The sequence below is a fragment of the Lysobacter sp. Root690 genome (genome assembly GCF_001427785.1).
In the GTDB taxonomy this organism is placed as follows: Bacteria; Pseudomonadota; Gammaproteobacteria; order Xanthomonadales; family Xanthomonadaceae; genus Lysobacter.
This window is the reverse complement of sequence record NZ_LMHM01000013.1, coordinates 465,737-486,737: the sequence shown is the minus strand read 5'-3', so window position 1 is coordinate 486,737 and position 21,001 is coordinate 465,737. Positions and strand designations below refer to the sequence as shown.

Sequence of the window (21,001 nt, the reverse complement as noted above, 5' to 3'; positions counted from 1 at the left end):
AACGCATGCCGTTCACGGCATGCGGCGCGGCTTGCAGACGAAGCTTACTCTTCGTCGGCGACGCGCGAAGTGGTCTCGATGACCTTCTTGCCACGGTAATAGCCGTCGGCGGTCACGTGGTGGCGGATGTGGGTCTCTCCGCTGGTCGGGTCGGTGGCCAGCTGCTTGCTGGTCAGCGCGTCATGGGCGCGGCGCATGCCACGGCGGGACGGGGAAACGCGGGACTTCTGGACAGCCATGGTCTTGCTCCGGAAAAGCGGTCGAAACCTGAGGTGGATAGCGTAGCCCGATTAGCAGGAACGGCTTGCTGATTCGCCTGCAGGTCGGAAGGAAACTTGGGGTGGAACGGTTATTACGGGTTAGTGCGTGTTGCGTCAATTCTTCTTCAGCGAGGACAGCTGCGCGAACGGGTTGGCCGCGTCGCGTTCTTCCTGCGGCGCCGGCCAGTCGCGCTCGATCGCCTCGGTGCCCGGCGCCATCGGCACCACCGGCACGGCGAGGATCAGTTCGTCCTCGACCAGCTCGGAGGCCCGCAGCATGCCGTCTTCGGGCATCAGCAGTGGCTCGTAGCCTTCCGGCAACGCGGCTTCGTCGGCTTCCTCGCGGATCAGACCAAGACGCTGGACCATCCGCACCGGGAGCAGGAACCGCTCCAGCGTGCGCTGGCACAGCAACGGCAACTCGGTGTCGATCTTCAGCTCGACGTACGGCACCTTGAGCTCGTCGGTGTCGAAATCCAGCGAGTATTCAACGAAGCCTTCGGTATCGAGCAGACTGGCCTGCAACCGGGTCAGGGCTGACAACGGCAGACGCCCTTCCACACCGCGCCGGGACGCCACCAGGCGCCAGGCATCGAGAAGATCGGGCACCCGCCCGGATGGCACATCGGCTGACATAAGCCGCGGAATGTTAGAGACCGTCCGCGGCTGTGTCAAACCGTAAGCCCCGGGCCACGCAAGGATTTGCCGCCGCCCCGGCGCTCCGTGCAGACTGCCCGGCCCACCGCAGCCGCGCCGAGCCCGCCCTTGAACCTCGTCCTGCTCCTGATCGTGGCCGTGCTGGCGGCCCTGGCGTCGGCCTTGATCTGGCTGTTCGGCCCGGCGCGGCGCCAGCGCGCGATGCGCGAGGTGCTCGACGCGGCCGATGCGCTGGAAGCCAGGCTGCGCACCGCGCGCGCCGAAATCGAGGCGGTCGCCGGCGACGAGGGCCGCGACCCGGTCGGCGACGCGATGCGCGAAATGCTGCGCCAGCGCCTGTGGCTGCGCGACCACGGCCGCCGCGCCAGCCCGGCCCAGCTGATCGAGGTCCGCGCCTCGATCGACGCGGCCCGGGTCAAGATCGAGCAGTTGCTGAACGAGATCGAGCGGGTCAGGACCGCGCCGCTGGGGTGAAACCACAACGTCTCGATAAACCGCGAGACGAAACGCCCTACTCACTCCTCTCAACTCTCTTCTAGCCCCAGCCCAGCCCCATGCCCCTGCTCCTGGCCTCCACCTCGCCCTACCGCCGCGAACTGCTAGGCCGCCTGGGCCTGCCGTTCGACACCGCCCGGCCTGAGACCGACGAAACCCCGCACGCCGGCGAAGCGCCGGCCGCGCTGGCCGCGCGCCTGGCCGTGGCCAAGGCCGCGGCGATCGCCGCGCTGCATCCGCAGGCCTGGGTGATCGGTTCGGATCAGGTCGCCGAATTCGACGGCCGACCGATCGGCAAACCCGGCGACCGCGCCGGCGCGCTGGCGCAGCTGACTGCGATGTCGGGACGCGAGGTGCGCTTCCTGACCGGCCTGTGCGTGCTGCGCCACGATCAGGCGCCGCTGACCGCGCTGGACACCACGGTCGTGCGTTTTCGCGAACTCAGCGGCGAGGAGATCGCGCGCTATGTCGACGCCGAGCAGCCCTACGACTGCGCCGGCAGTTTCAAGTCCGAAGGCCTGGGGATCAGCTTGTTCGAAGCGATCGAATCGCGTGACCCGACCGCGCTGATCGGCCTGCCGCTGATCGCGACGGCGCGGCTGTTGCGCGAGGCGGGGTATCGGTTGCCGTGATGCGGTACTGACTGATGCGGCATCGACCGAGGTTGCGATCGTTGCGCGCAATTTCGCCACGCGATTGATCGTGCCCAATCTTTTGCAAGTACGGGACTTCAACCTCAACGTTTTTCGATCACAACCCGATTCGGCATCGATGCGATCGAAACGAAACGCATCGAGGCTGAAGCCGCTCCAATAAAAATTTGCGCAGAGTCGCTCGCAAATTTATCGAAGCGCCGCCGCTCCCTCACCGCCGCTTGACCTCGATCGGCTGCTCCGCCCAATCCTCGACGCTGCCATCGCGCCCGTGCAGGCGCAGCCCCAGCCAATGCCGGCCCGGCGGTTCGGCATCAAGCGCGATCTTCGCGCTGAAACCGATCTTCGGATGCTGCGGATCGCTCGAATACTTGCCTTCCGGCAAGGCCCAGTATTCGCGCACGCCCGGCCGCTCGCCGCCGTAGTCCGCCTGCGCGACGACGCGTCCGTCGAGCATGATCTCGACCCGCGCCAACCCGATGCCATCCTTGAATGCCCAGCCGTTGACCTCGAACTCGCGGCCGACCTTCGCGCCAGCGACGGGCGCATCGACCCAGGCCATCGCCGGCGTGGTGCATTCGCCCGCGCGCGGCGTGCCGTCGAAGGCGAACAAGGCGAAACGCTGGCGGCCGTGATCGACGTTGAGGATCTGCGGCGGCGGCAACGGCCCGGCCATCGCGCACAAGGCGTGATAGCGCTGCAACAGGTTCTTGTATTCGACTTCGGTCACGCCGACCACCAACAGCACCGGCGTAGCGCCCCAGTCGGCGCGGCCCGCACTCTGCAGCCCCCACAACTGCAGTTGCGGCGCGCGGCCGTGCTTGTGGTTGATCGGATGATCGAGCACCGCGATGCGCGGATCGTCCAGCGCGAACCCCAGTTCGGCACCGACCTTGAAGTTGTCGGCGACGATCTGCGTCCCCGGCGGCATCGCGGCTTGGCGCGCACGCACCGCGCGCGCCAGTTCGTCCCAGCCGGCGAAATTGGACGGATACCATTTCTCGCCGGCGCTGTGCGCGCGCAAGCCGGGGATCGACACGGCGACGTAATAGCCCAGCATCGCCAGCAAGGTCGCGCCGGCCCAGGCGACCGTCAGCACCCGCGCCCAACCTGGCCACGCCGCGAGCACGCCGGGCAGCAGCGGCAACAGAGCCAGGAAGCCCGGCAGCGGCCAGTGAAAACTGACCCGCTCGGTGTCGGCGAAAAACCCCAGCACGAAAAATCCCAACACGACCAGACTGCCGAGCAAGCCGAAGTAACGCGTCACCGGCGACGCCGCGCGCGCGCCGCGCGCGCCGGCCAGGGCGAGCGCGAGCAACAGCGCAGGGGTCACCAACAACGCCTGGATCGCGATGAACCACAGGCCTTCGAGATGGAACGACCACGGATGCCGGTCGACCAGTTGGAAACGCAGGCCCGCGTCGGCGTTGTCCATGTTCCAGGCCACCAGCGGCGCCCACGCCGAGGCGCCGATCGCGACCGCGATGATCAGGCGCACGTCGCGCAGCGCGCGCCGACCTTCGGGCAACAACAGCAAGACCACGAAGCCGACCCCGATCACCGCGATGAAGCGGTAATGGCTCAGCGCGCCCAGCGCCAACCCGGCCGCCAGTTCGACCGCGGTGCGCGCATCGACCTCGCGCAACAAGCGCGCGCCCGCATCCATGCACAACAAGGTCGCCAAGGCCATCATCGCGTCGGGCAAGGCGAGCACGCCCAATGTGCCCGACAACGGCAGCAGGATCGCGAAGCAGCCGGCGATCCAACCCTGGCGCTCGCCGAATTCGCGCGCGGTGATCCGCGCGAGCAACCACGGCACCAGCGCCGCGATCAACAGGAACGGCGCGCGCAGCGCCAGGGTGTGGTTGCCGCCGAGTTCCACGCCCAGCCGCGCCAGCCACGCGGTCAATCCGGGCAAGTCCGAATACGCCGCGGCCGGATGCCGGCCTTCCTGCCAGTAGAAGGCTTCGTCGACGAACAGCGGCAGTTTCGCGGCGACGGCGAGCTTGAGCAGCAGCACCAGCGACCACAGGCTCCAGAACACACGCTCAAACGGCAGATCGCGCAACGCGCCGGTTTCGTCCTTGTCCCGCATCGATACTCGACCTCGCTACACTTCGGATGGATGTACGTGCCGGCGCGACCGGCATTGCCCAAGGTGGATGGGGTGGATGTCGGACGACGCGGCGCGATCCGGGGGAGCGCCGTGGCAGGCGCGTTTATTGACGCTCGTCCCAGAAAACCTGTCGTCCAATGCAGCCGACGCAACCCGCGGGCGATCATGCCGCCCGCCCGCGCCACCGCACCGATCACCGTGGCACGCGCTACGCTCGACCCTACAGACTCAGGACTTACGCAACGATGACCGCAGCACCGACGAGCGCAACACCGTCCGCAGGTTCCGCGACCGCAGGCCCCACACTCGCAGCGACCCGCGCGGACAACAGCGGCGCGGCGGGCAACGCCAGCATCCTACCCGATGCCCTGCGTGCGTCCCTCGAACAGGCCCAGGCCCAGGTCAACGGCCTCGTACTCGGCAAAGCGCAGGCGGTGCGACTGGCGTTCGTCGCCTTGCTGTCCGACGGACATCTGCTGATCGAAGACCTGCCCGGCCTGGGCAAGACCACCCTCGCGCATGCACTGGCCGCGGCGCTGGGCCTGGAATTCCAGCGCGTGCAGTTCACCTCCGACCTGTTGCCGGCCGACGTGGTCGGGGTGTCGGTGTTCGATCCGCAGTCGCGCCAGTTCCAGTTCCATCCCGGCCCGGTGTTCACCCAGGTGCTGCTGGCCGACGAAATCAACCGCGCGCCGCCGCGCACCCAGAGCGCGTTGCTCGAAGCGATGGCCGAACACCAGGTCACCGTCGACGGCCGCACCCATCCCCTGCCCGATCCGTTCTTCGTGATCGCCACGCAGAACCCGGTGGACCTGTCGGGTACCTATCCATTGCCCGATTCGCAACTCGACCGCTTCCTGCTGCGGCTGCAACTGGGCTACCCCGACGAAGCCGCCGAACGCAATCTGCTGTCGGGCGCCGATCGCCGCGATCTGATCGCGCAGACCCGTCCGGTGCTGAGCAGCGAGGACGTCAACGCGATCCGTCGCGCGGTCGATGCGGTCTACGCCAGCGAACAACTGATCGCCTACGTGCAGGCGCTGCTCGCGCGCAGCCGCAAGCACCCGGGCGTGCGGGTCGGCCTGTCGCCGCGCGCCGGCCTGGCGCTGCTGCGCGCGTCGCGCGCGTATGCGCTGCTGCTCGGCCGCGCGCACGTGGTGCCCGAGGACGTGCAGGCGCTGTTCGCCGCGGTCGCCTCGCATCGACTGGTCGCCGAAGCCGACGCCGGCCCGGACATCGCCAAGTCCATCCTGTACGCGGTGGCGGTGGATTGAACCCGGCCATGGCCGCCACTTCGCCGCAGCGTGCGCCATCGATCCGAGCGCGCTACGTCCAGGCGCTGCGTGCCCGGATGATGTCGCTAACCCGGCCGCGCCGGCCCGAAGCGCTGCCGGTGCGTTTCGACCGCCGCCGCATCTACGTGCTGCCGACCGGTTTCGGCGCGTTCTATGCCGCCTTGCTCGCGGCGATGCTGCTGGGCGCGCTCAACTACAACAACAACCCGGCGTTCCTGCTCGCGCTGCTGCTGGCCGGCGCCGGCCTGGCCAGCCTGATCGCGGCGCAGTTGCAACTGGCCGGTCTGAGCATCGTCGCGATCGACGCCGAACCGGTCCCGGCCGGCACCGATCTGCTGGTGCGCGTGCATGCGCGCGCCGCGCCCGACCGGGTGCGGCGCGGCCTGCACGTGGACGCGCCCGGCGCGGCCGAATTGAGCGGCGCGCGCCTGGATCTCGATCAAGGCGCGGGCGAAGCCGAGCTGCGGGTGATCACCGAACATCGCGGCTGGCTCGATCTGCCGAAACTGCGCGTGTCCACCACCCGCCCGCTCGGCCTGGCGCGCGCCTGGTCGCATGTGTGGCCGCAAGCGCCGCTGTTGGTCTACCCGACACCCGAAGCGCACGGCCCGCCGTTGCCGGTCGGCGGTGGCGATCAAGCGGTAAGCCGGCTGCATCCGGCCGGCGACGACGTCCACCATCTGCGCGCCTACCGCCCCGGCGATGCGCGTCGCGCGATCGCCTGGAAGCACTCGGCACGTCGCGACATGCTGCTGGTGCGCGAGTACGAACAACCCGTCGGCGCCGACGTCGAGCTGGAGTGGCACCGACTGGTCGGCCTGAATCAGGAAGCGCGGATCTCGCGGCTGGCGCGCTGGGTCGACGAAGCCGAACGCGACGGCTGCCGCTATCGATTGAACCTGCCGAACCAGCCCGCGCTCGGGCCCGGGGCCGGCGCGGCGCATCGGCATGCCTGCCTCAAGGCGCTGGCGTTGATGCCGCGCGCTTAGGCGCGCGACGCTTCGATCTACTCAGGACTCGAACCTTGGCCCGATCCAACCCACCGCCACTGGAACCGACCTCGCGCCGCTGGGCGCTGCTGGCCGGCGCGAGCTGCCTGTTGCCGCTGCTGTTGCAATTGCCGCTGCAGATCGCCCTGACCATCGCCGGTGCCGGCATCGGCGTGGGCGTGTTGTCGTGGCGCAAGCCGTTGCCGGCGCTGTTGCGTCTGATCATGGTGCTGGCGCTGGTCGGCACCGTGCTGGTGCTGACCCGCTTCGCCATCGGCCGCGACACCGGCTGCGCGCTGCTCGCGGCGATGTTCGCGCTCAAGCCGTCGGAGACCTACACCCTGCGCGACGCGCGCAGCCTGATCGGCTTCGCCCTGTTCGGTCCGTTCGCGACTTTCCTGCTCGATCAGGGGCCGTTGTCGCTGATCCTGGGCCTGGCCGCGGCCTTGTTCGCACTGGCGACTTTGCAACGTCTGGCCGAAGTCGAAGCGCGTCCGGAACCGGGCCGCGCGGTCGAACCGGCGTTGTCGCCGTGGCAACGCCTGGGCGCGATCGGCCGCCTGGTCGGGATCGGCCTGCCGCTGGCGCTGGCGGTGTTCTGGCTGTTCCCGCGCCTGGGTTCGCCGCTGTGGGGCGTGCCCGAACGCGCGCTCGCGCGCCCGGGCTTGTCGGACAAGATGACGCCGGGCGAGATGGTCGATCTGATGAACGACGAGACCGTCACCCTGCGCGCGCGTTTCCGCGGCGCCGCGCCGCCGACATCGCAGATGTACTGGCGCGGTCCGGTGCTGTGGAATTTCGACGGCCGCCAATGGACCCAGCCGCGCTGGTTCCGCGGCCTGCCGCCGGCGCCGGTGCGCTCGAGCCGGGTGCTGTGGGATTACGACCTGGAAGTCGAGGCCACCGACGACCGTCAGTTCGTCGCCCTCGATCTGCCGCTGGCCGCGCCGCCGAACTCGCGACTGTCGCTCGATCACGGCATCTACGCCGAGCAGACCTTGAGCTCGCTCAGCCGCTGGCACCTGCAGTCCTCGCCGCCGGCCAACTACGAACCCGAACTGCGCGAAACCATGCGCCGCGCCGCGCTCGCCCTGCCCGAGGGCTACAACCCACGCACCCTGGCGCTGGCGCAGCGCTGGCGCCGCGAACTCGGCGGCAACGACGCGGCCATCGTCGAACGCGCGATGACGATGATCCACCGCGAGTTCGCCTACACCCTGACCACGCCGCTGCTCGGCCGCCATTCGGTCGACGAATTCCTGTTCGACCAGAAGGCCGGGTTCTGTGAACACTTCAGTTCCTCGTTCGTGGTGCTGATGCGTTCGGCCGGCATCCCCGCTCGCGTGGTCACCGGTTATGCCGGCGGTTACTACAACCGCATCGGCGACTACTGGCTGGTGCGCCGCTCCGACGCGCACGCCTGGGCCGAGGTCTGGTTGCCGGGCCGCGGCTGGGTGCGGGTCGATCCGACCGCGGCGGTCGCGCCCGAACGCATCTACGACACTCTGGCCGATCGCGCGCCCGGCGCCAGCGGCCTGTTCGGCTCGATCGGCGCGGTCACGCCGCTGTTCAACCTCAGCGACTGGATGCGCCGCGGCTGGAACGACTTCGTGCTCGGCTTCGACGCCAACCGCCAGCAACGGCTGCTGCAGCCGTTCGGTGTGGATCGCCTCGACAGCAGCAAGCTGATTGTGCTGTTCGTGCTGTTCGCGAGCATCGCCGGGCTGTGGATGATCTGGCTCAGCAGCCGCGGCGAGCGCGAACGCGACCCGGTGCTGCGCGCCTGGCACGCCCTGGGCCGGCGCTACCGCCGGCTGGGCCTGGAGCGCGAACCGCACGAGCCGGCCCTGGCCTGGGCTGAACGTGTCGGAAAGGCGCGTCCCGATTTGGCGATCGGGCTGCTCCAACTTAGCCAACACTTCAGCGATTGGCGGTACGCTGGTGGCCAAGCCGGGCGGCGCGAGGCCCGAGAACTGCGCAACGAACTGGTCCGGGCGCTACGCGTACACCGTCCGGGCCGCACTGGAGAACCTCGATGAAGCTCCGTCTTGCCTTATTAGCCGCCAGCGTCGCGCTGCTCAGCGCCTGCGTGAGCGCGCCCAAACCGCTGCAGGGGGCGTTCACCGCCCTGACCCCAGCCGACGCCGCCGCCAACGACAGCACCGGCGCGGTAGTGCGCTGGGGCGGCCGCATCGTCTCGGTCGAACCGCAGGCCAACCGCACCTGCTTCGAAATGATCTCGACCCGCCTGACCGACACCGGCCGTCCGTACTGGGCGACCGACGACACCGGCGGCCGCTTCCTCGCCTGCCGCACCGGTTTCTACGATCCGGCATTGTTCGAGACCAACCGCGAAGTGACCTTCACCGGTCGCGTCTCGGGCTACGAAACGCGGCGCATCGGTCAGTACGACTACCGCTTCCCGCAGCTCGACGCCGACGTGGTCTATCTGTGGCCGGTGCGGCAGCAGGTCGACGTGATCGAACGCCCGGCGCCGTGGCCGTGGTGGGGCTGGTGGTGAACCCGTCGCGATGATCGATCGATCGCGAATGGCGATGCGAACCGAAGGCGCGAAAGCGCCTTCGGTCGTTTTGGGGGTGCGATGACCCATGTGGAGTGCGGTAACGGTATGGCGCGCAACGCGTCAAGCTGCGCCGGCGGATTGCCATCGCCGATTGTTGCCACCGGCCATCGTTACAGATCGCGGTCGCAGATTAGCGCCGCTGAACATTGCTTCGGTTGAAGCCACTGAACATCGCCCCCTTTGAAAAAGGGGGCTGGCGCCTGCGCTGCATGAAGTCCTCGCAATGTTTCAATGCGCCGGGGGATTTGCTTTTTGCTGCCGGCGATTCGGCTGTCGGGGCTAAAAGCGAATCCCCCCTGCCCCCCTTTTCCAAAGGGGGGAACAGCAACGGCAAAAGCGACGACAGCGTCGACGTCGGCGTAAAAATATCGCAAGCGGCGGGCATTCAACGCGAACGGAAAATCGCCGGCGTGAAAGCGCGGGACTACTTGAGCGGGATCGCCCTAGTCAGTGCACGGAAAGGAGCCGACCGAAGTCGGATCGCCGAGCCCGCAAACCGATCAATGCGGCGTACCGAACCGCCCCAGGTGCGCGCCCGCCAGCAGATGCAGATGCAGTTGGAACACCGTCTGCCCGCCATGCTCATTGCAGTTCATCACGAGCCGATAGCCGTCCTGCGCGAAGCCTTCGCGCTGCGCGTACGCAGCGGCCGCATGCGCGAGCTTGCCGACGATGACCGCCTGATCGGCCTGCAAATCATTGAGCGTCGCGATCGGCGTCTTGGGCACGAACAGCACATGCACCGGCGCCTGCGGCGCGATGTCGCGGAACGCGATCAGATCGTCGTCCTCGTACACGATGTCGGCGGGCAGTTCGCGACGGATGATCTTGCCGAAGATGGTGGAGTCGGTCATGAGAGGGCTGGGATTCGGGATTGGATATCAGGGATTACGTTACACCGGATAAGCGACGATTTCGCCGACGCCGGTCCGCGTGCCGAACCTGCACCGACCTCGCCGATCCACCCGCTCTTGCCAATCCCGAATCCCCAATCCCAAATCCCCGCTCTCAACCCATCTCACTACGACTGCCGAACGCATGCGACAAGGTGCCGCGGTCGACATATTCGAGTTCGCCGCCCAGCGGCACGCCATGCGCAAGCCGGCTTGGACGCACCTGATGCTGGCGCGCGAGCTGGGCCAGGTAATGCGCGGTGGCCTCGCCTTCGACGGTGGGATTGGTCGCGACGATCAACTCCTGCACCTCGCCCTCGGCCAGACGCGCGGCCAGACGATCGAGGCCCAGTTCGCGCGGGCCGATGCCGTCGAGCGGGCTCAAGCGGCCTTGCAGAATGAAGTACAGCCCGCGATAACCGGTGGCCTGCTCGATCGCCAGGCGATCGGCCGGCGATTCCACCGCGCACAGCAGATGCGCGTCGCGCGAGCCGCTGGCGCAGGTCGCGCAGACCTCGGTTTCGCTGAAGTCGCGGCAGCGCACGCAATGGCCGATCTTCTCGATCGCCTCGGCCAGCGCATTCGACAGGCGCTGGCCGCCCGCGCGCTCGCGTTCGAGCACGTGGTAGGCCATGCGCTGGGCCGATTTCTGACCGACCCCGGGCAACACCCGGAACGCGTCGATCAGTTGTTCGAGCAGCGCGCTGCTCATGCGCCGGCCCGGCTCAGGAGCAGGCGCATGAGCGAGCAAGAACGCGCGATGATCGGCACGATGGCGCTCACTCCGACGGAGTGAAGTTGCTGCGCGCGACCGGTTCGCGATTCATCGCGCGCACCACGTTGAGGCAGACGATCGCGCCGAGCAGCGGCAGCAGCCAGACGAAGGCCGATTGCACCGCTCTCTGCGCGCCGGTCAGATCCGGCTCGCGCCAGATCGCCCAGGTCGTGTAGACGTCCAGGCCCAGCAGGATCGCCGCGATCAGCGCGGCGGTGAGGCCGATATGAAAACCCATGTGCGTGCGTTCCGTGGTTTCGTTATCAGAACGGCAGCTTCATGCCCGGCGGCATCGGCATGCCGGCGGTGGCGGCCGACATGCGGGTCTGCGACTCGGCATTGATCTTGTTGACCGCATCGTTGAACGCAGCGGCGACCAGGTCCTCGGCCATTTCCGCGTCGCTGATCACCGACGGATCGATCCGCACCTTGCGGCATTCCATGCGTCCGGTCAGGGTCACGGTGACCATGCCGGCGCCGGCGCTGCCGGTGACTTCGATCTTGGCCAGTTCTTCCTGGGCGCGCTGCACGTTTTCCTGCATCTTCTGCGCTTGTTGCATGAGTTGGGCGATGTTGCCGCGCATGGTGTCCTGCCTGTCGTGAGTTGTCTGGTCGGGTGGTGCAATGATCTGTGCGAGCGCCGCGAGGATCGCGCGGCCACACGTCATCGGTATGAATACCGATCCTGTTTTTGGGCCGCAAGCGGCCCGACGCAAGGGCCGCCGCGCATACGGCGGGCCTCAGGCGTCGTCGAACGGCCGGATCGAGTCGGCCACGACCTTGGCGCCGTGATCCTCGATCAGCCGGCGCACGTCCGGATCGTTCATGAACATGTCCTCGGCCGCCGCCTGGCGCTGATCGCGCGCGCGCTGGTTGCGCGCGTGCAGCGACTCGCCCGACTTGACGGTCTCGAAGCGGATCTGCGGCGCCGAGCCCAGGCGCGTGGCCAGCGCATCGGCGACCCGCTGGATCAGGGCCGGCGCGCGCAGATGGTCGTCGTCGGGGCTCAGCGACAGATTCAGCACGCCGTCGGCGTAACCGATGAAACCGGCGTGCTCGGCCAGGATCCGGGCCGGGCCGCGCAGGCCGCTGGCGTCGACGATGGCGTGCCACGCGTCGTCGTCGGCGATGCCCGCTGCCGACGAACCCGTCGCGGCGGTGCGCGCGGGCATGGTGATCGGCTCGGAGATGGGTGCCGCCGCGGCCGGGGGCGCGGACGGCGCGGCGAATATGTCGTCGCGCGGCGGTTCGCTGCGGATGGCTTCCGGCGCCGCGTTGCTGCGCTGCGGTTCGCCGTGCATCGCCGACGGTGCCGTTTGCGTAGGCGCCGCGTCATGAGCCGGTTCGCGCGTCGGCTCGGCGCGGGTTTCGATCGGGGCCGGCGCGACGTTCTTTTCGACCGTGGGCTCAGGCCTGGCCTCGACCGCTGCCGCGGCGACCCGCGCCGGTGGCTTGTCGTGCAGGGGTTCGTCTTCCGGCCACAGCGGTTCGTCGCGGACCGCGAGGAATGCGTCGGCGGGCCTGGACTCGCTCACCCGCATTGACGGCGCCGGCTCGCTGGCCGTGGACACCGGCGCAGTGCGCGGCGCGTCAGGCTCACTGCGCGACGGCGTCGGCATCGCAGGTTCGACCGACACCGGCGGCGCGACGCGCGCAGGCGCCGGCTCGGGCAGCGCCCACGGCGGCCGATCGTCGGTCTGTTCCTGCGCGGCGGCGCGCGGCGCCGACTCACGCGACGGCATCGCCTCGCGCGACGGCGGTGCGGCCTCGCGCAGCGGATTCTGCGGCGGCGCGGCCGATTTCGGCGCGCTGTCGAGCGGCGCATTCTGAGTCGGCGCGGCACCGCGGCCCGGCGTCCCCATCTCGCGAATAGCGGCCGCGGCCTGCGCGGCGGCGTTGGCCGAACGCACCGGTTCGCTGCGACCGCCCGAGGACGGGCCGGGGCCGGGCGAGGACGGTTCGCCCGCCGCGCTCGGCCGGAACGCGAGCATGCGCAACACGCTCATTTCGAAGCCCGCGCGCGGGCTCGGCGCCAGCGGCAGATCGCGGCGGCCGTTGACGCTCATCTGGTACCACAGTTGCACCAGTTCCGGCCGCAGCTGCGCGGCCAGATGATCGACATCGACCCCATCGGCCTCGACCAAGGCCTCGGGCACCAGCTGCCGCACCTGGATCCGGTGCAAGGCGTCGCCGAGCGCTTCGAGCACGCTGCCCCAGTCCGGCGAGAATTCGGCCAGGGTCGCGACCTCGTCGAGCAGACGCTGGCCCTCGCCGTCGGCCAGCGCCGACAGCACCGCGCCGACCCGGGTGCGGTCGACCGAACCCAGCATCGCCGCGACCGCGGCGCCCTCGAGCGGCGCATCGCCGCCCGCGCCGGCGTACGCGATCGCCTGATCGAGCAGCGACAACCCGTCGCGCAGACTGCCGTCGGCGGCCTTGGCCAGCTGGCGGATCGCCGATTCGTCCACGCCGATGCCCTCGGCGGCGAGGATGCGGGTCATCTGTCCGCTGATCTGCTGCTCGTCCAGGCGCTTGAGGTTGAACTGCAGGCAGCGCGACAGCACCGTCACCGGCAGCTTCTGCGGGTCGGTGGTGGCGAGCAGGAATTTGACGTGCCCCGGCGGCTCCTCCAGCGTCTTGAGCAGCGCGTTGAACGCCGACTTCGACAGCATGTGGACTTCGTCGATCAGATAGACCTTGACCCGTCCGCGGCTGGGCATGTACTGGGCGTTGTCGATCACCTCGCGCACGTCGTCGACACCGGTGTTGCTGGCGGCGTCGATCTCGAGCAGGTCGATGTAGCGGCCGGCGTCGATGTCCAGGCAGGCGCTGCACTGCCCGCACGGATCGGCCGAGGTGCCGTGCTCGCAGTTCAGCGACTTGGCGAAGATGCGCGCGATCGTGGTCTTGCCGACGCCGCGGGTACCGGTGAACAGGAAGGCGTGGTGCACGCGGCCGGTGCCGAGCGCATTGGTCAGCGCGCGTACCACGTGCTCCTGCCCGACCAGTTCGGCGAAACGCTTGGGGCGCCATTTGCGGGCGAGGACGAGATAGGACATCGGATCCTTGAAAACGTTGAGCAGGCGGGGCGGAAGAGCGACGGCTGGGGCGTGCGACGGACCGGCGGCGGGCGTCCGGACCGGCCGGATGCCCGCGCCGGCGACCGTCGCGGCCGCCGCGACACGGGTCCCCGGGCGGACACCGCCGGCGGACCCAAACGCACCCCGGCATTGTGCCACGCCCCACCCTCACGCCCGAGCGCCGCCCCGCTCCCAGCGCCCGACCCACGGCGCGGCTTGTTACTGCGACCGGTCGCCGCTAGAATCCCCGGCTCTGCACGGCCCGCGCATGCGGCCGGACAGGTCCGGAGAGGTGTCCGAGTGGTTGAAGGAGCACGCCTGGAAAGTGTGTAAGCGTCTAAACCGCGCTTCGGGGGTTCGAATCCCCCTCTCTCCGCCAGATTACGAAACAAGCCCCTGATGACCTCAGGGGCTTGTTTTGTTTTGGGTGTTTGATCGGGCGATACGAAGGTCAGTGCCGAGTGCATTCTCGGCTGCGGCCTTCAATCGACCGCGCCCAATAGATCGACGCCACTCAAGATGTCGACACGGCAGGTCATCGCGAACTGCATCACTAAGCATAGTATTCGCGGCATGGACCCACCGTAGTCCGGCTTGCGCCCTTGAATTGTCCAAAGATGGCAGTCGCTATCAGGCCTCCAGGTTGCGACCCTAAAACATTGACAGTCGGTAGCGAAGATCTTTCCGGCTAATGCTTCCATACAAACAAGCGTTGGCGCATCACTCGTTTCTAGAAAACCTTACTCTGACCCTGTTTTCGGACAAATGGAGCTGATTCAGGTAGGTGGAGCGGATGGTGGGAATCGACACCCTTCGACTATCTCATTGATCCGAAAGGCGTACACCAATCGACTCTGCAGCGCGGGCAGCAATGTAACGATACCTTCCGTGCTTGGCAAAGCAATCAGTTCAGCATCTCCTCGTAAATGATGGCGAATCATGGCTAGATAACCCTGGTCCGCTCAGCGCTATGACCTCATTTGAGCCCTCTGGCGTACAGAATCCGGCGCAGTTGAGCAAACTGACGGCACGAGCCGATGCGTGGCAAACCTCTTCTGAACTGCGGAGCCGGCCTCACACTCTTCGCCCCTCGTATGCTTGGGCTACCAACCACTGCCCAATGATAATAGACCTTCAAGGAAGAGACGCAGCGATGGATCACGCCAAGACAAAGGTTGTCCGAACCTTCTTCGACCTACCCAAGGACGCCGCCAGCGATATGGAGAGCGCCGAGTTCCTGGCAGGGTTCCCCAGCGGCAGGGTGCTGGAATGGTCCGCCCTGCTGGAATCCGACCGAGTGCTCATCATCTCCGAGGCTGGCATGGGCAAGACCTTTGAGTGCCAAAGGGCGCGGAGGCGGCTTTGGGAAGAAGGCCAAGCTGCGTTTTACATCGAACTCTCTACTCTCGTGACCGACTCCATCGAAGATCGATTCGACAACGAAGAGAAGAAGCGATTTGCGGGCTGGCAGGCAGCTCAGACAGAGCGTGCAGTCTTCTTTCTGGACTCTATCGATGAGTTCAGGATCACAAGGGCATCGTTTGAGCAGGCGATAAAGTCGGTTGCCAATTCTCTCTCAGGGCACCTGGGTCGCTGCACGATCGTCATCACGACCCGGCCTATCCCATTCGATCGCGAGATAATCGGTCGCTATCTACCAGTTCCTCCCAAGCCAGTGGTAGAGGAGGAACAGGAAGTAGCGTTCGCAGATATCGCGATGCGTGTTCGGAAGACAAAGGAGGTTCCCGCACAGGCCTCGTGGAGATTAGTCGCGCTGACGCAGCTCCGTGAGGATCAGATGCGCATCATGGCCGCTGAGGCTGGGGTTAATGACGTCGAGAAATTGTTTGACGAAATTGGAGCGCGCAACGCACACGACTTCGCAAGGCGCCCGCTTGACTTCTTAGCTCTCTGCGGCGACTGGAATGAGACTGGAGCCATTCGTCGCCATCGAGATCAGATTCATACCGCGATCGAGATCAGACTGCGGCCCAACAAGAAACGTAATGAACTCGTACCACTCGATCCCACCACTGCCCGCGAGAGCGCCGCGCGTCTCGCGCTGGCGGCCTTGCTTGGACGGAAGTTCAATATCTGGCATGGGGACGATGCTGATCGTGCCTCCGGCGATGGCGCCCTAGATCCTACAAGAATCCTAACCAATCGAACGCCGGACGAACTAGATACCTTGCTCGAACGCGCACTCTTCGGATTCGCTAACTACGGTCGCGTGCGCTTCTACCACAGATCGTGCATCGAATACCTCGCTGCGGAGCGATTAAGTTATCTGATCGACAAGGGACTCCCCACACGCAAGCTCATCGAACTCCTGTTTGCCCCATCGCCCGAGGGCCGCCGCATTGTGCGGCCGGCGATGCGCCCGGTCGCAGCTTGGCTCGCCGCCAACAATGATTTCGTTCGCCAAGAAGTACTAAAGCACGAGCCTGCGTTACTTCTCCATTATGGAGACCCTGAGTCGCTCGACTTGCCTCTACGCCGGGCAGCTCTGGCCGGGTACGTGGCGGCGTTCGGAAAGGGCGGTTGGCGGGGCCAGGCTGTACCAGCCCTCCAAGTCCAACGATTTGCCGATCAGGGCTTAGCACTCGATATCGCGCGCCACTGGGATAAAGGGGTCGAGAATCCGGAAGTCCGCGAAACGCTGCTCGGTCTCATCAGCGCAGGGAAAATGGTCGAGAACTCTGACCTCGCCTATAGCGTTGCGATAGATGTCGACCTAGATGTAGGCAGCCGAATCGCTGCGCTTGTCGCGCTCTCACAGATCGAAGACAGACGGCTTTTGGCACTCCTCGATGACATGTCATCTGCTGGATCTTCGTGGCCATCAGGACTTCGTCAGCGAGCAATTATTGAACTATTTCCAAGCCATATGTCGATCGATCAGCTGATCGGCGCGCTGGCAAATCACGTCCCAAAGAAACGCTCGAATCTCGGCCCGGCCACTCATATCTCCAATGTCATATCGCATAGTTTACTCACTGCCGGACAGCTAGCGAATCTACAACGAGGCATACACGCGCTCGTAGCCGCGACAGCGTCTTGGAATGAAGCCCACTACCACATGCGGTCAGCGCGTCAGGATCTCGTTCCAGTACTCTTAACCGCAGGCTTTCAACGTCTAAGCGGCAAAGATGTGGACCAGGACGCTGTTGGCGCTATCGCACTAGCTCTACTGCTCGCCAGAGGCGACCACCATTCGGACCATGACGCTCATCTTCTTCGAGCCGAACTTGAAGTCGCCTCAGAGGATGTTCGTTCGAAGGTGTTCTGGACTCAGGACGCAATCCTGCGCGCTAATAACCCGAAAGGCGATCGCGATGCGCGCTGGCGGGTGTCTGATTTGCGAAGCGTCGGCGGAATTCACCTTAACCATGAGCGCGATGAGAGATGGATCCTTGCGGCCATCTCGGATGAGTCAAGGCATCTCGAAGAGCGTCAACTTGCCTTGGAGGTCGCAATTTTGTGGACGCACCAGAAAGCCGAGCCAGAGGTTTGGATCGATCACCTGCTCTCGCAAACCTCGGGCACGTTAGAGCTTATCGACCGCACATCTAAGTTCCAGGAGATCTACTTAGCGCCTCCCGAGCCGAACTCGTGGGAGAGACGCGACGCCAAACGGAGAGAAGAAGCTCACCGCAAGGAGGCGAAAGGTCGTGCCAGCTGGATACAGTTTCATCGTGAGCTACTTACCAATACCGATGATGCGTTCTCGCCATCACGGCTAGCCAACACACGCTGGAACTTCTGGCGCGTAATGGAGAACGACATTGAAGATCGCTCCCAGGCTGGTTGGAACCGCGGCTTCGTCGAGCGCATGCTAAATAAGGAACTGGCCGACCGCTTCAAAGTGGCCTTCGCGGCTACTTGGCGCGACGACAGGCCCTCGATCAGATCTGAACGACCTGACGCGGAGAAGAACACCTATATTACTCGTTGGCAGATGGGCCTTCTCGGAATTTACGCAGAGGCCGAGGATCCGAACTGGACGTCCAAACTTAATGAGGATGAGGCCAGTCTTGCATGTCGCTACGCGTTGCTCGATCTCAATCAACTCCCGGCCTGGCTCGAGCAACTCACAAACCGCCATCCGCGGGCCGTTGACAGTATCATTGGCCGCGAGTTGGAAGACGAGCTTTGCTCTGGCACTGAAAGCCATTCAATGCTCCTTCAATATGTCCGCCGGAGCGGAGACCCGGTCGCGCTGCTACTTCTACCCCGCGTCCGAAAGTGGGTGAAGTCCGTGTTGGCTGCACCGCTATCGACGAGAGATCGGAAGATAATGGACCCTGCAGCCGAGTATCTGCTAGCTCACGGATCGACAGATGATGCCGAAATGTTGCGCGTAGCCGCAATCTCGGCTGCAACTACTTCATCGAACCGAGAAAGCCTGGAACTTTGGCTGCCCATCCTTGGACGGATCGACGCGGAAGCAATCGTGGATACGCTTGAACGACTTGCTGAGCACATTCTCCCATTCAAAAACTCAGACTTTGTGCGTTGGATCGGAATACTCTTCGGGCACCACGCGACGATGGACCTTGATGCCATTCGTGCGCGACCGGAGTTATTGTTCCGCCTTGTTAGGCTGGCAATTCGACATGTGCGAAGTCAGGATGATGAGCCATACACGGACGAACGCGAGCGAGGTCTTCGAGACGAGGCGGAGTACGCTCGCAGTATGCTAACTAACGCCATGCTTGACGCGCGGGGCGTGGAGGCTTGGAAAATGAAGCTCAGTCTCGCCAGCGACCCGGATGTCGCCGGTTATCGCGACCGTATCATTGCGATAGGCCGGGAGAAGCTTGCGGAGGAAATTGACTTCGAAATATTGACTGAGCGCGAAGTCCTTCAATTGGAGCAACACTTTGAAGTCGCTCCGAGGTCGCGGCGGCAAATGGCCCAACTCCTTCTCGCAAGACTCGAGGACCTTGATGATCTCCTGCGCCATGACGATACTCCTCGCGACCTTTGGTTCACGATAAAGAAGGAATTCTTGCTGAGGAGGGAGATTGCTGCCCGACTAAAGAACTGGGCGAGGGAGTCTTACATTGTCTCCCAAGAGCCGGTGACCGGGGAAGAGAAAGAGACTGACCTCCGCCTAAGCTCGACTGCTGGGAGCCTCGAAGCCACAATCGAGTTGAAGATCGGAGAAAAATGGTCTTTCACCGCCCTTAGAAAGGCGCTACATGATCAATTGGTCGCCAAATACATGGCGCCTGAGAATCGTCGCGTAGGCGCTCTGGTGATCTCATGGCGCGGAAAAAAAATTTGGAAAGCCCCCGAAAACGGAGCACCGATAGCTTTCCAGGACGTGATGAAACGACTCAATGCCGACGCGCAAGAGCTGATAGCTACCCTTGGTTCGGACGCGTTCGTGACTGTACGAGGGCTATATCTAGGCCCTGTAGTATTCGACGAAAAAAGCAGCGCCTCTAAGCTCGTTAAGAAAGCTTCCAAGACTGCTGGTCGATCGCCAGCAACCACTGGGCAAGGGCCGAATTTTAGGCAACCTCAGACGAAGCGCGTTGCGGCCAAGAAGGCTGCACCCAAGAATGCGACTACCGAGTCAACTTCCCTGGCGAAACCAAGTGCGAAGACAACGTCATCAACTCATCCGAAGAAATCCGCAGCGAAAAAGAGGGCGCTTGTAACGCAGCCCACCGCTTCGAGGGCTGCGAATAGTTCCGAAGTTAATAAAGGATCGCCCACGGTTGCTCCGGTTGCGAAACGGAGTATTAAAAAGGAGTTCCCAACGAGCACTAAGAAGACAACAGCGAAGAAGATGGCAGTCAAGCAATCTGCAGCCAGACGCGCAATAGAGGAAAAAAATGCGACTGCGAAGAAGATGTCTGCGGCAAAGAAGCCCGCTAGGTAAACCTAGCTTCCTATTCTTCCATGCTATTGTCCAGCATGGCTATTGTGCTTGCATTGCTAGCAAGGCGTGCCTTAAACGATACCTTGAGGAGTCGTTCGAGGAGTGGGTTTTTCCATCGCTCAAAGACCTCCTTGAGCCGCCTTCGCGCACGCACTTGAGTAGCTTTTCCCCATCCACGGCGATCTATTTCCGGATGGGGCCGGACGACTGCGATAGGGGCAGAATGAGCCACACCGCGACCACCTAGACGGCATCGCCGGCCGGCGAAAGCAGCGCACGCACGACTTGTTGCGAGCCAACTCGGCCATACAATCGATGGGAACGCAAGAAGCTCGTAAGGATCGTATAAAGAGACCGCAGCAAAGCTACGACACGTTTGGTGCCTGCCTCGATACCTCAAGGTTCATCTTGGTCATGGTTTCGCCGGAAACACCCCTAAGGTCAGCAGGCTCGCAGGACAGCGCCCCACTCCTTCAACGGTACTTGCCCAACTTCCCCACCGCGAGCAGGTCACTGAAGAAGCGGCCATCTCCCAGATAGTTGGCGGGCAGACCTAGGACAGACCACTAGCGTGTCGAGACTTCCGCCAGTGCATAGATGACTAGCTCGCCAAGTGACGACTAGTTTCTTACGCTCTGGTACTTGGGGTGCCTGCCCCCTAAAATACCAGGACACAAAACAGGACACAGCCTGGTTTGCGTGCTGCCGAGAAACGTGGGGTCCGGGGGGCGAGGTACTGGATCCCCCTCTCTCCGCCAGATTACGAAACAAGCCCCTGATGACCTCAGGGGCTTGTTTTGTTTTGGGTGTTTGATCGGGCGGCGCGAAGGACAATGTCGAGTGCTTTCTCGACTGCGAGCATCAATCGACCGCGCCAACTAGATCGACGTCACTCAAGATGTCGACAACGGCTGGTCACCGCCAACACATCCCTAAGCATGATGTTCGCGGGGCATTGATCCAATCGTAATTCCGACTGGCGCGCTCGAATTGTCCGAAGATAGTTGTTGCTATCAGGACTTCAGGTTTCGACCCTGAAATATTGATGATCGAGAGCAAAAATATTCCAATCAACGCCTCCATACAAAGCAAGTGTTCGAGGATCACTCGTTGTTTAGAAAAAATCTACTCTGCCTCCCTGTTCCGTCACTAGACGTGCGCCTTTCGACTCAAATCACGAAAGCGCTGGTGAGCCCGCACCGATAAGGATAATGCTTCAAGCATGCGATGCTCCCGGCGTGACGCGAATCGACGCACGTTCAGCACATTTAGGCTGATGTGTGGAAGGTATGGACGCTCACGGAACGGCTA

General features: G+C 64.5%; 15 protein-coding genes and 1 tRNA gene. 8 read left to right on the top strand and 8 right to left on the bottom strand.

Going from position 1 to position 21,001, the window contains the following annotated elements:
• Window positions 1-44 precede the first annotated feature (44 nt).
• Window positions 45-239 carry a 50S ribosomal protein L32 gene (gene rpmF, locus ASD86_RS14120; protein WP_036111991.1) on the bottom strand — a complete coding sequence of 65 codons (195 nt, stop codon included), beginning with the start codon at window positions 237-239 and terminating at the stop codon, window positions 45-47.
• A gap of 135 nt (window positions 240-374) precedes the next feature.
• A complete protein-coding gene (locus ASD86_RS14115; RefSeq protein ID WP_036111995.1) occupies window positions 375-896 on the bottom strand; it encodes a YceD family protein in 522 nt (173 codons plus the stop codon).
• Window positions 897-1,025: 129 nt separating this feature from the next.
• Here ASD86_RS14115 and ASD86_RS14110 point away from each other — a divergent pair, with 129 nt between their 5' ends.
• Window positions 1,026-1,391: a hypothetical protein gene (locus tag ASD86_RS14110; protein ID WP_056111519.1), complete on the top strand. Its 366-nt coding sequence runs from the start codon at window positions 1,026-1,028 to the stop codon at window positions 1,389-1,391.
• Between the two features lie 80 nt (window positions 1,392-1,471).
• On the top strand, window positions 1,472-2,044 hold the full coding sequence (locus ASD86_RS14105; protein ID WP_056111516.1) for a Maf family protein: 573 nt from the start codon (window positions 1,472-1,474) through the stop codon (window positions 2,042-2,044).
• Between the two features lie 232 nt (window positions 2,045-2,276).
• On the opposite strand, the gene ASD86_RS14100 is transcribed toward ASD86_RS14105, so the two are convergent.
• The gene (locus tag ASD86_RS14100; protein ID WP_056111513.1) at window positions 2,277-4,160 is read right to left on the bottom strand and encodes a glycosyltransferase family 39 protein; all 1,884 of its coding nucleotides are present in this window, start codon (window positions 4,158-4,160) and stop codon (window positions 2,277-2,279) included.
• A gap of 266 nt (window positions 4,161-4,426) precedes the next feature.
• On the opposite strand from ASD86_RS14100, the gene ASD86_RS14095 reads away from it, so the two are divergent.
• The 4 genes from ASD86_RS14095 to ASD86_RS14080 are packed head-to-tail and all read left to right on the top strand — an operon-like array spanning window position 4,427 to window position 8,986.
• Window positions 4,427-5,455 carry a MoxR family ATPase gene (locus tag ASD86_RS14095; protein ID WP_082578343.1) on the top strand — a complete coding sequence of 343 codons (1,029 nt, stop codon included), beginning with the start codon at window positions 4,427-4,429 and terminating at the stop codon, window positions 5,453-5,455.
• Window positions 5,456-5,496: 41 nt separating this feature from the next.
• Window positions 5,497-6,465, top strand: a complete 969-nt coding sequence (locus ASD86_RS14090) for a DUF58 domain-containing protein (RefSeq protein WP_056112729.1) — start codon at window positions 5,497-5,499, stop codon at window positions 6,463-6,465.
• 59 nt (window positions 6,466-6,524) lie between these two features.
• Window positions 6,525-8,504 (top strand): DUF3488 and transglutaminase-like domain-containing protein, encoded by a 1,980-nt coding sequence (locus ASD86_RS14085; RefSeq protein WP_235567778.1) that lies wholly within the window; start codon window positions 6,525-6,527, stop codon window positions 8,502-8,504.
• Complete coding sequence (locus ASD86_RS14080) at window positions 8,501-8,986, top strand: Slp family lipoprotein (RefSeq protein ID WP_056111507.1); 486 nt, start codon at window positions 8,501-8,503, stop codon at window positions 8,984-8,986. The genes ASD86_RS14085 and ASD86_RS14080 overlap by 4 nt, the downstream gene beginning before the upstream one ends.
• Before the next feature lie 563 nt (window positions 8,987-9,549).
• Here the strand turns inward: ASD86_RS14080 and ASD86_RS14075 are convergent.
• From ASD86_RS14075 to dnaX, 5 genes are all read right to left on the bottom strand, one after another.
• Complete coding sequence (locus tag ASD86_RS14075) at window positions 9,550-9,903, bottom strand: histidine triad nucleotide-binding protein (RefSeq protein WP_056111504.1); 354 nt, start codon at window positions 9,901-9,903, stop codon at window positions 9,550-9,552.
• Between the two features lie 154 nt (window positions 9,904-10,057).
• The gene (gene recR / locus ASD86_RS14070; RefSeq protein WP_046657220.1) at window positions 10,058-10,654 is read right to left on the bottom strand and encodes a recombination mediator RecR; all 597 of its coding nucleotides are present in this window, start codon (window positions 10,652-10,654) and stop codon (window positions 10,058-10,060) included.
• Window positions 10,655-10,721: 67 nt separating this feature from the next.
• Window positions 10,722-10,955: a hypothetical protein gene (locus ASD86_RS14065; RefSeq protein WP_056111501.1), complete on the bottom strand. Its 234-nt coding sequence runs from the start codon at window positions 10,953-10,955 to the stop codon at window positions 10,722-10,724.
• A gap of 25 nt (window positions 10,956-10,980) precedes the next feature.
• Window positions 10,981-11,301, bottom strand: a complete 321-nt coding sequence (locus ASD86_RS14060) for a YbaB/EbfC family nucleoid-associated protein (RefSeq protein ID WP_036112019.1) — start codon at window positions 11,299-11,301, stop codon at window positions 10,981-10,983.
• A gap of 156 nt (window positions 11,302-11,457) precedes the next feature.
• Complete coding sequence (gene dnaX / locus ASD86_RS14055; protein ID WP_056111498.1) at window positions 11,458-13,776, bottom strand: DNA polymerase III subunit gamma/tau; 2,319 nt, start codon at window positions 13,774-13,776, stop codon at window positions 11,458-11,460.
• A 307-nt stretch (window positions 13,777-14,083) separates the two neighbouring features.
• Between dnaX and ASD86_RS14050 the strand changes: the two genes are divergently transcribed.
• Window positions 14,084-14,176, top strand: a tRNA-Ser gene (locus ASD86_RS14050).
• A 774-nt stretch (window positions 14,177-14,950) separates the two neighbouring features.
• Window positions 14,951-19,690 (top strand): hypothetical protein, encoded by a 4,740-nt coding sequence (locus ASD86_RS14045; RefSeq protein ID WP_157476627.1) that lies wholly within the window; start codon window positions 14,951-14,953, stop codon window positions 19,688-19,690.
• The last annotated feature ends 1,311 nt before the right edge of the window (window positions 19,691-21,001 follow it).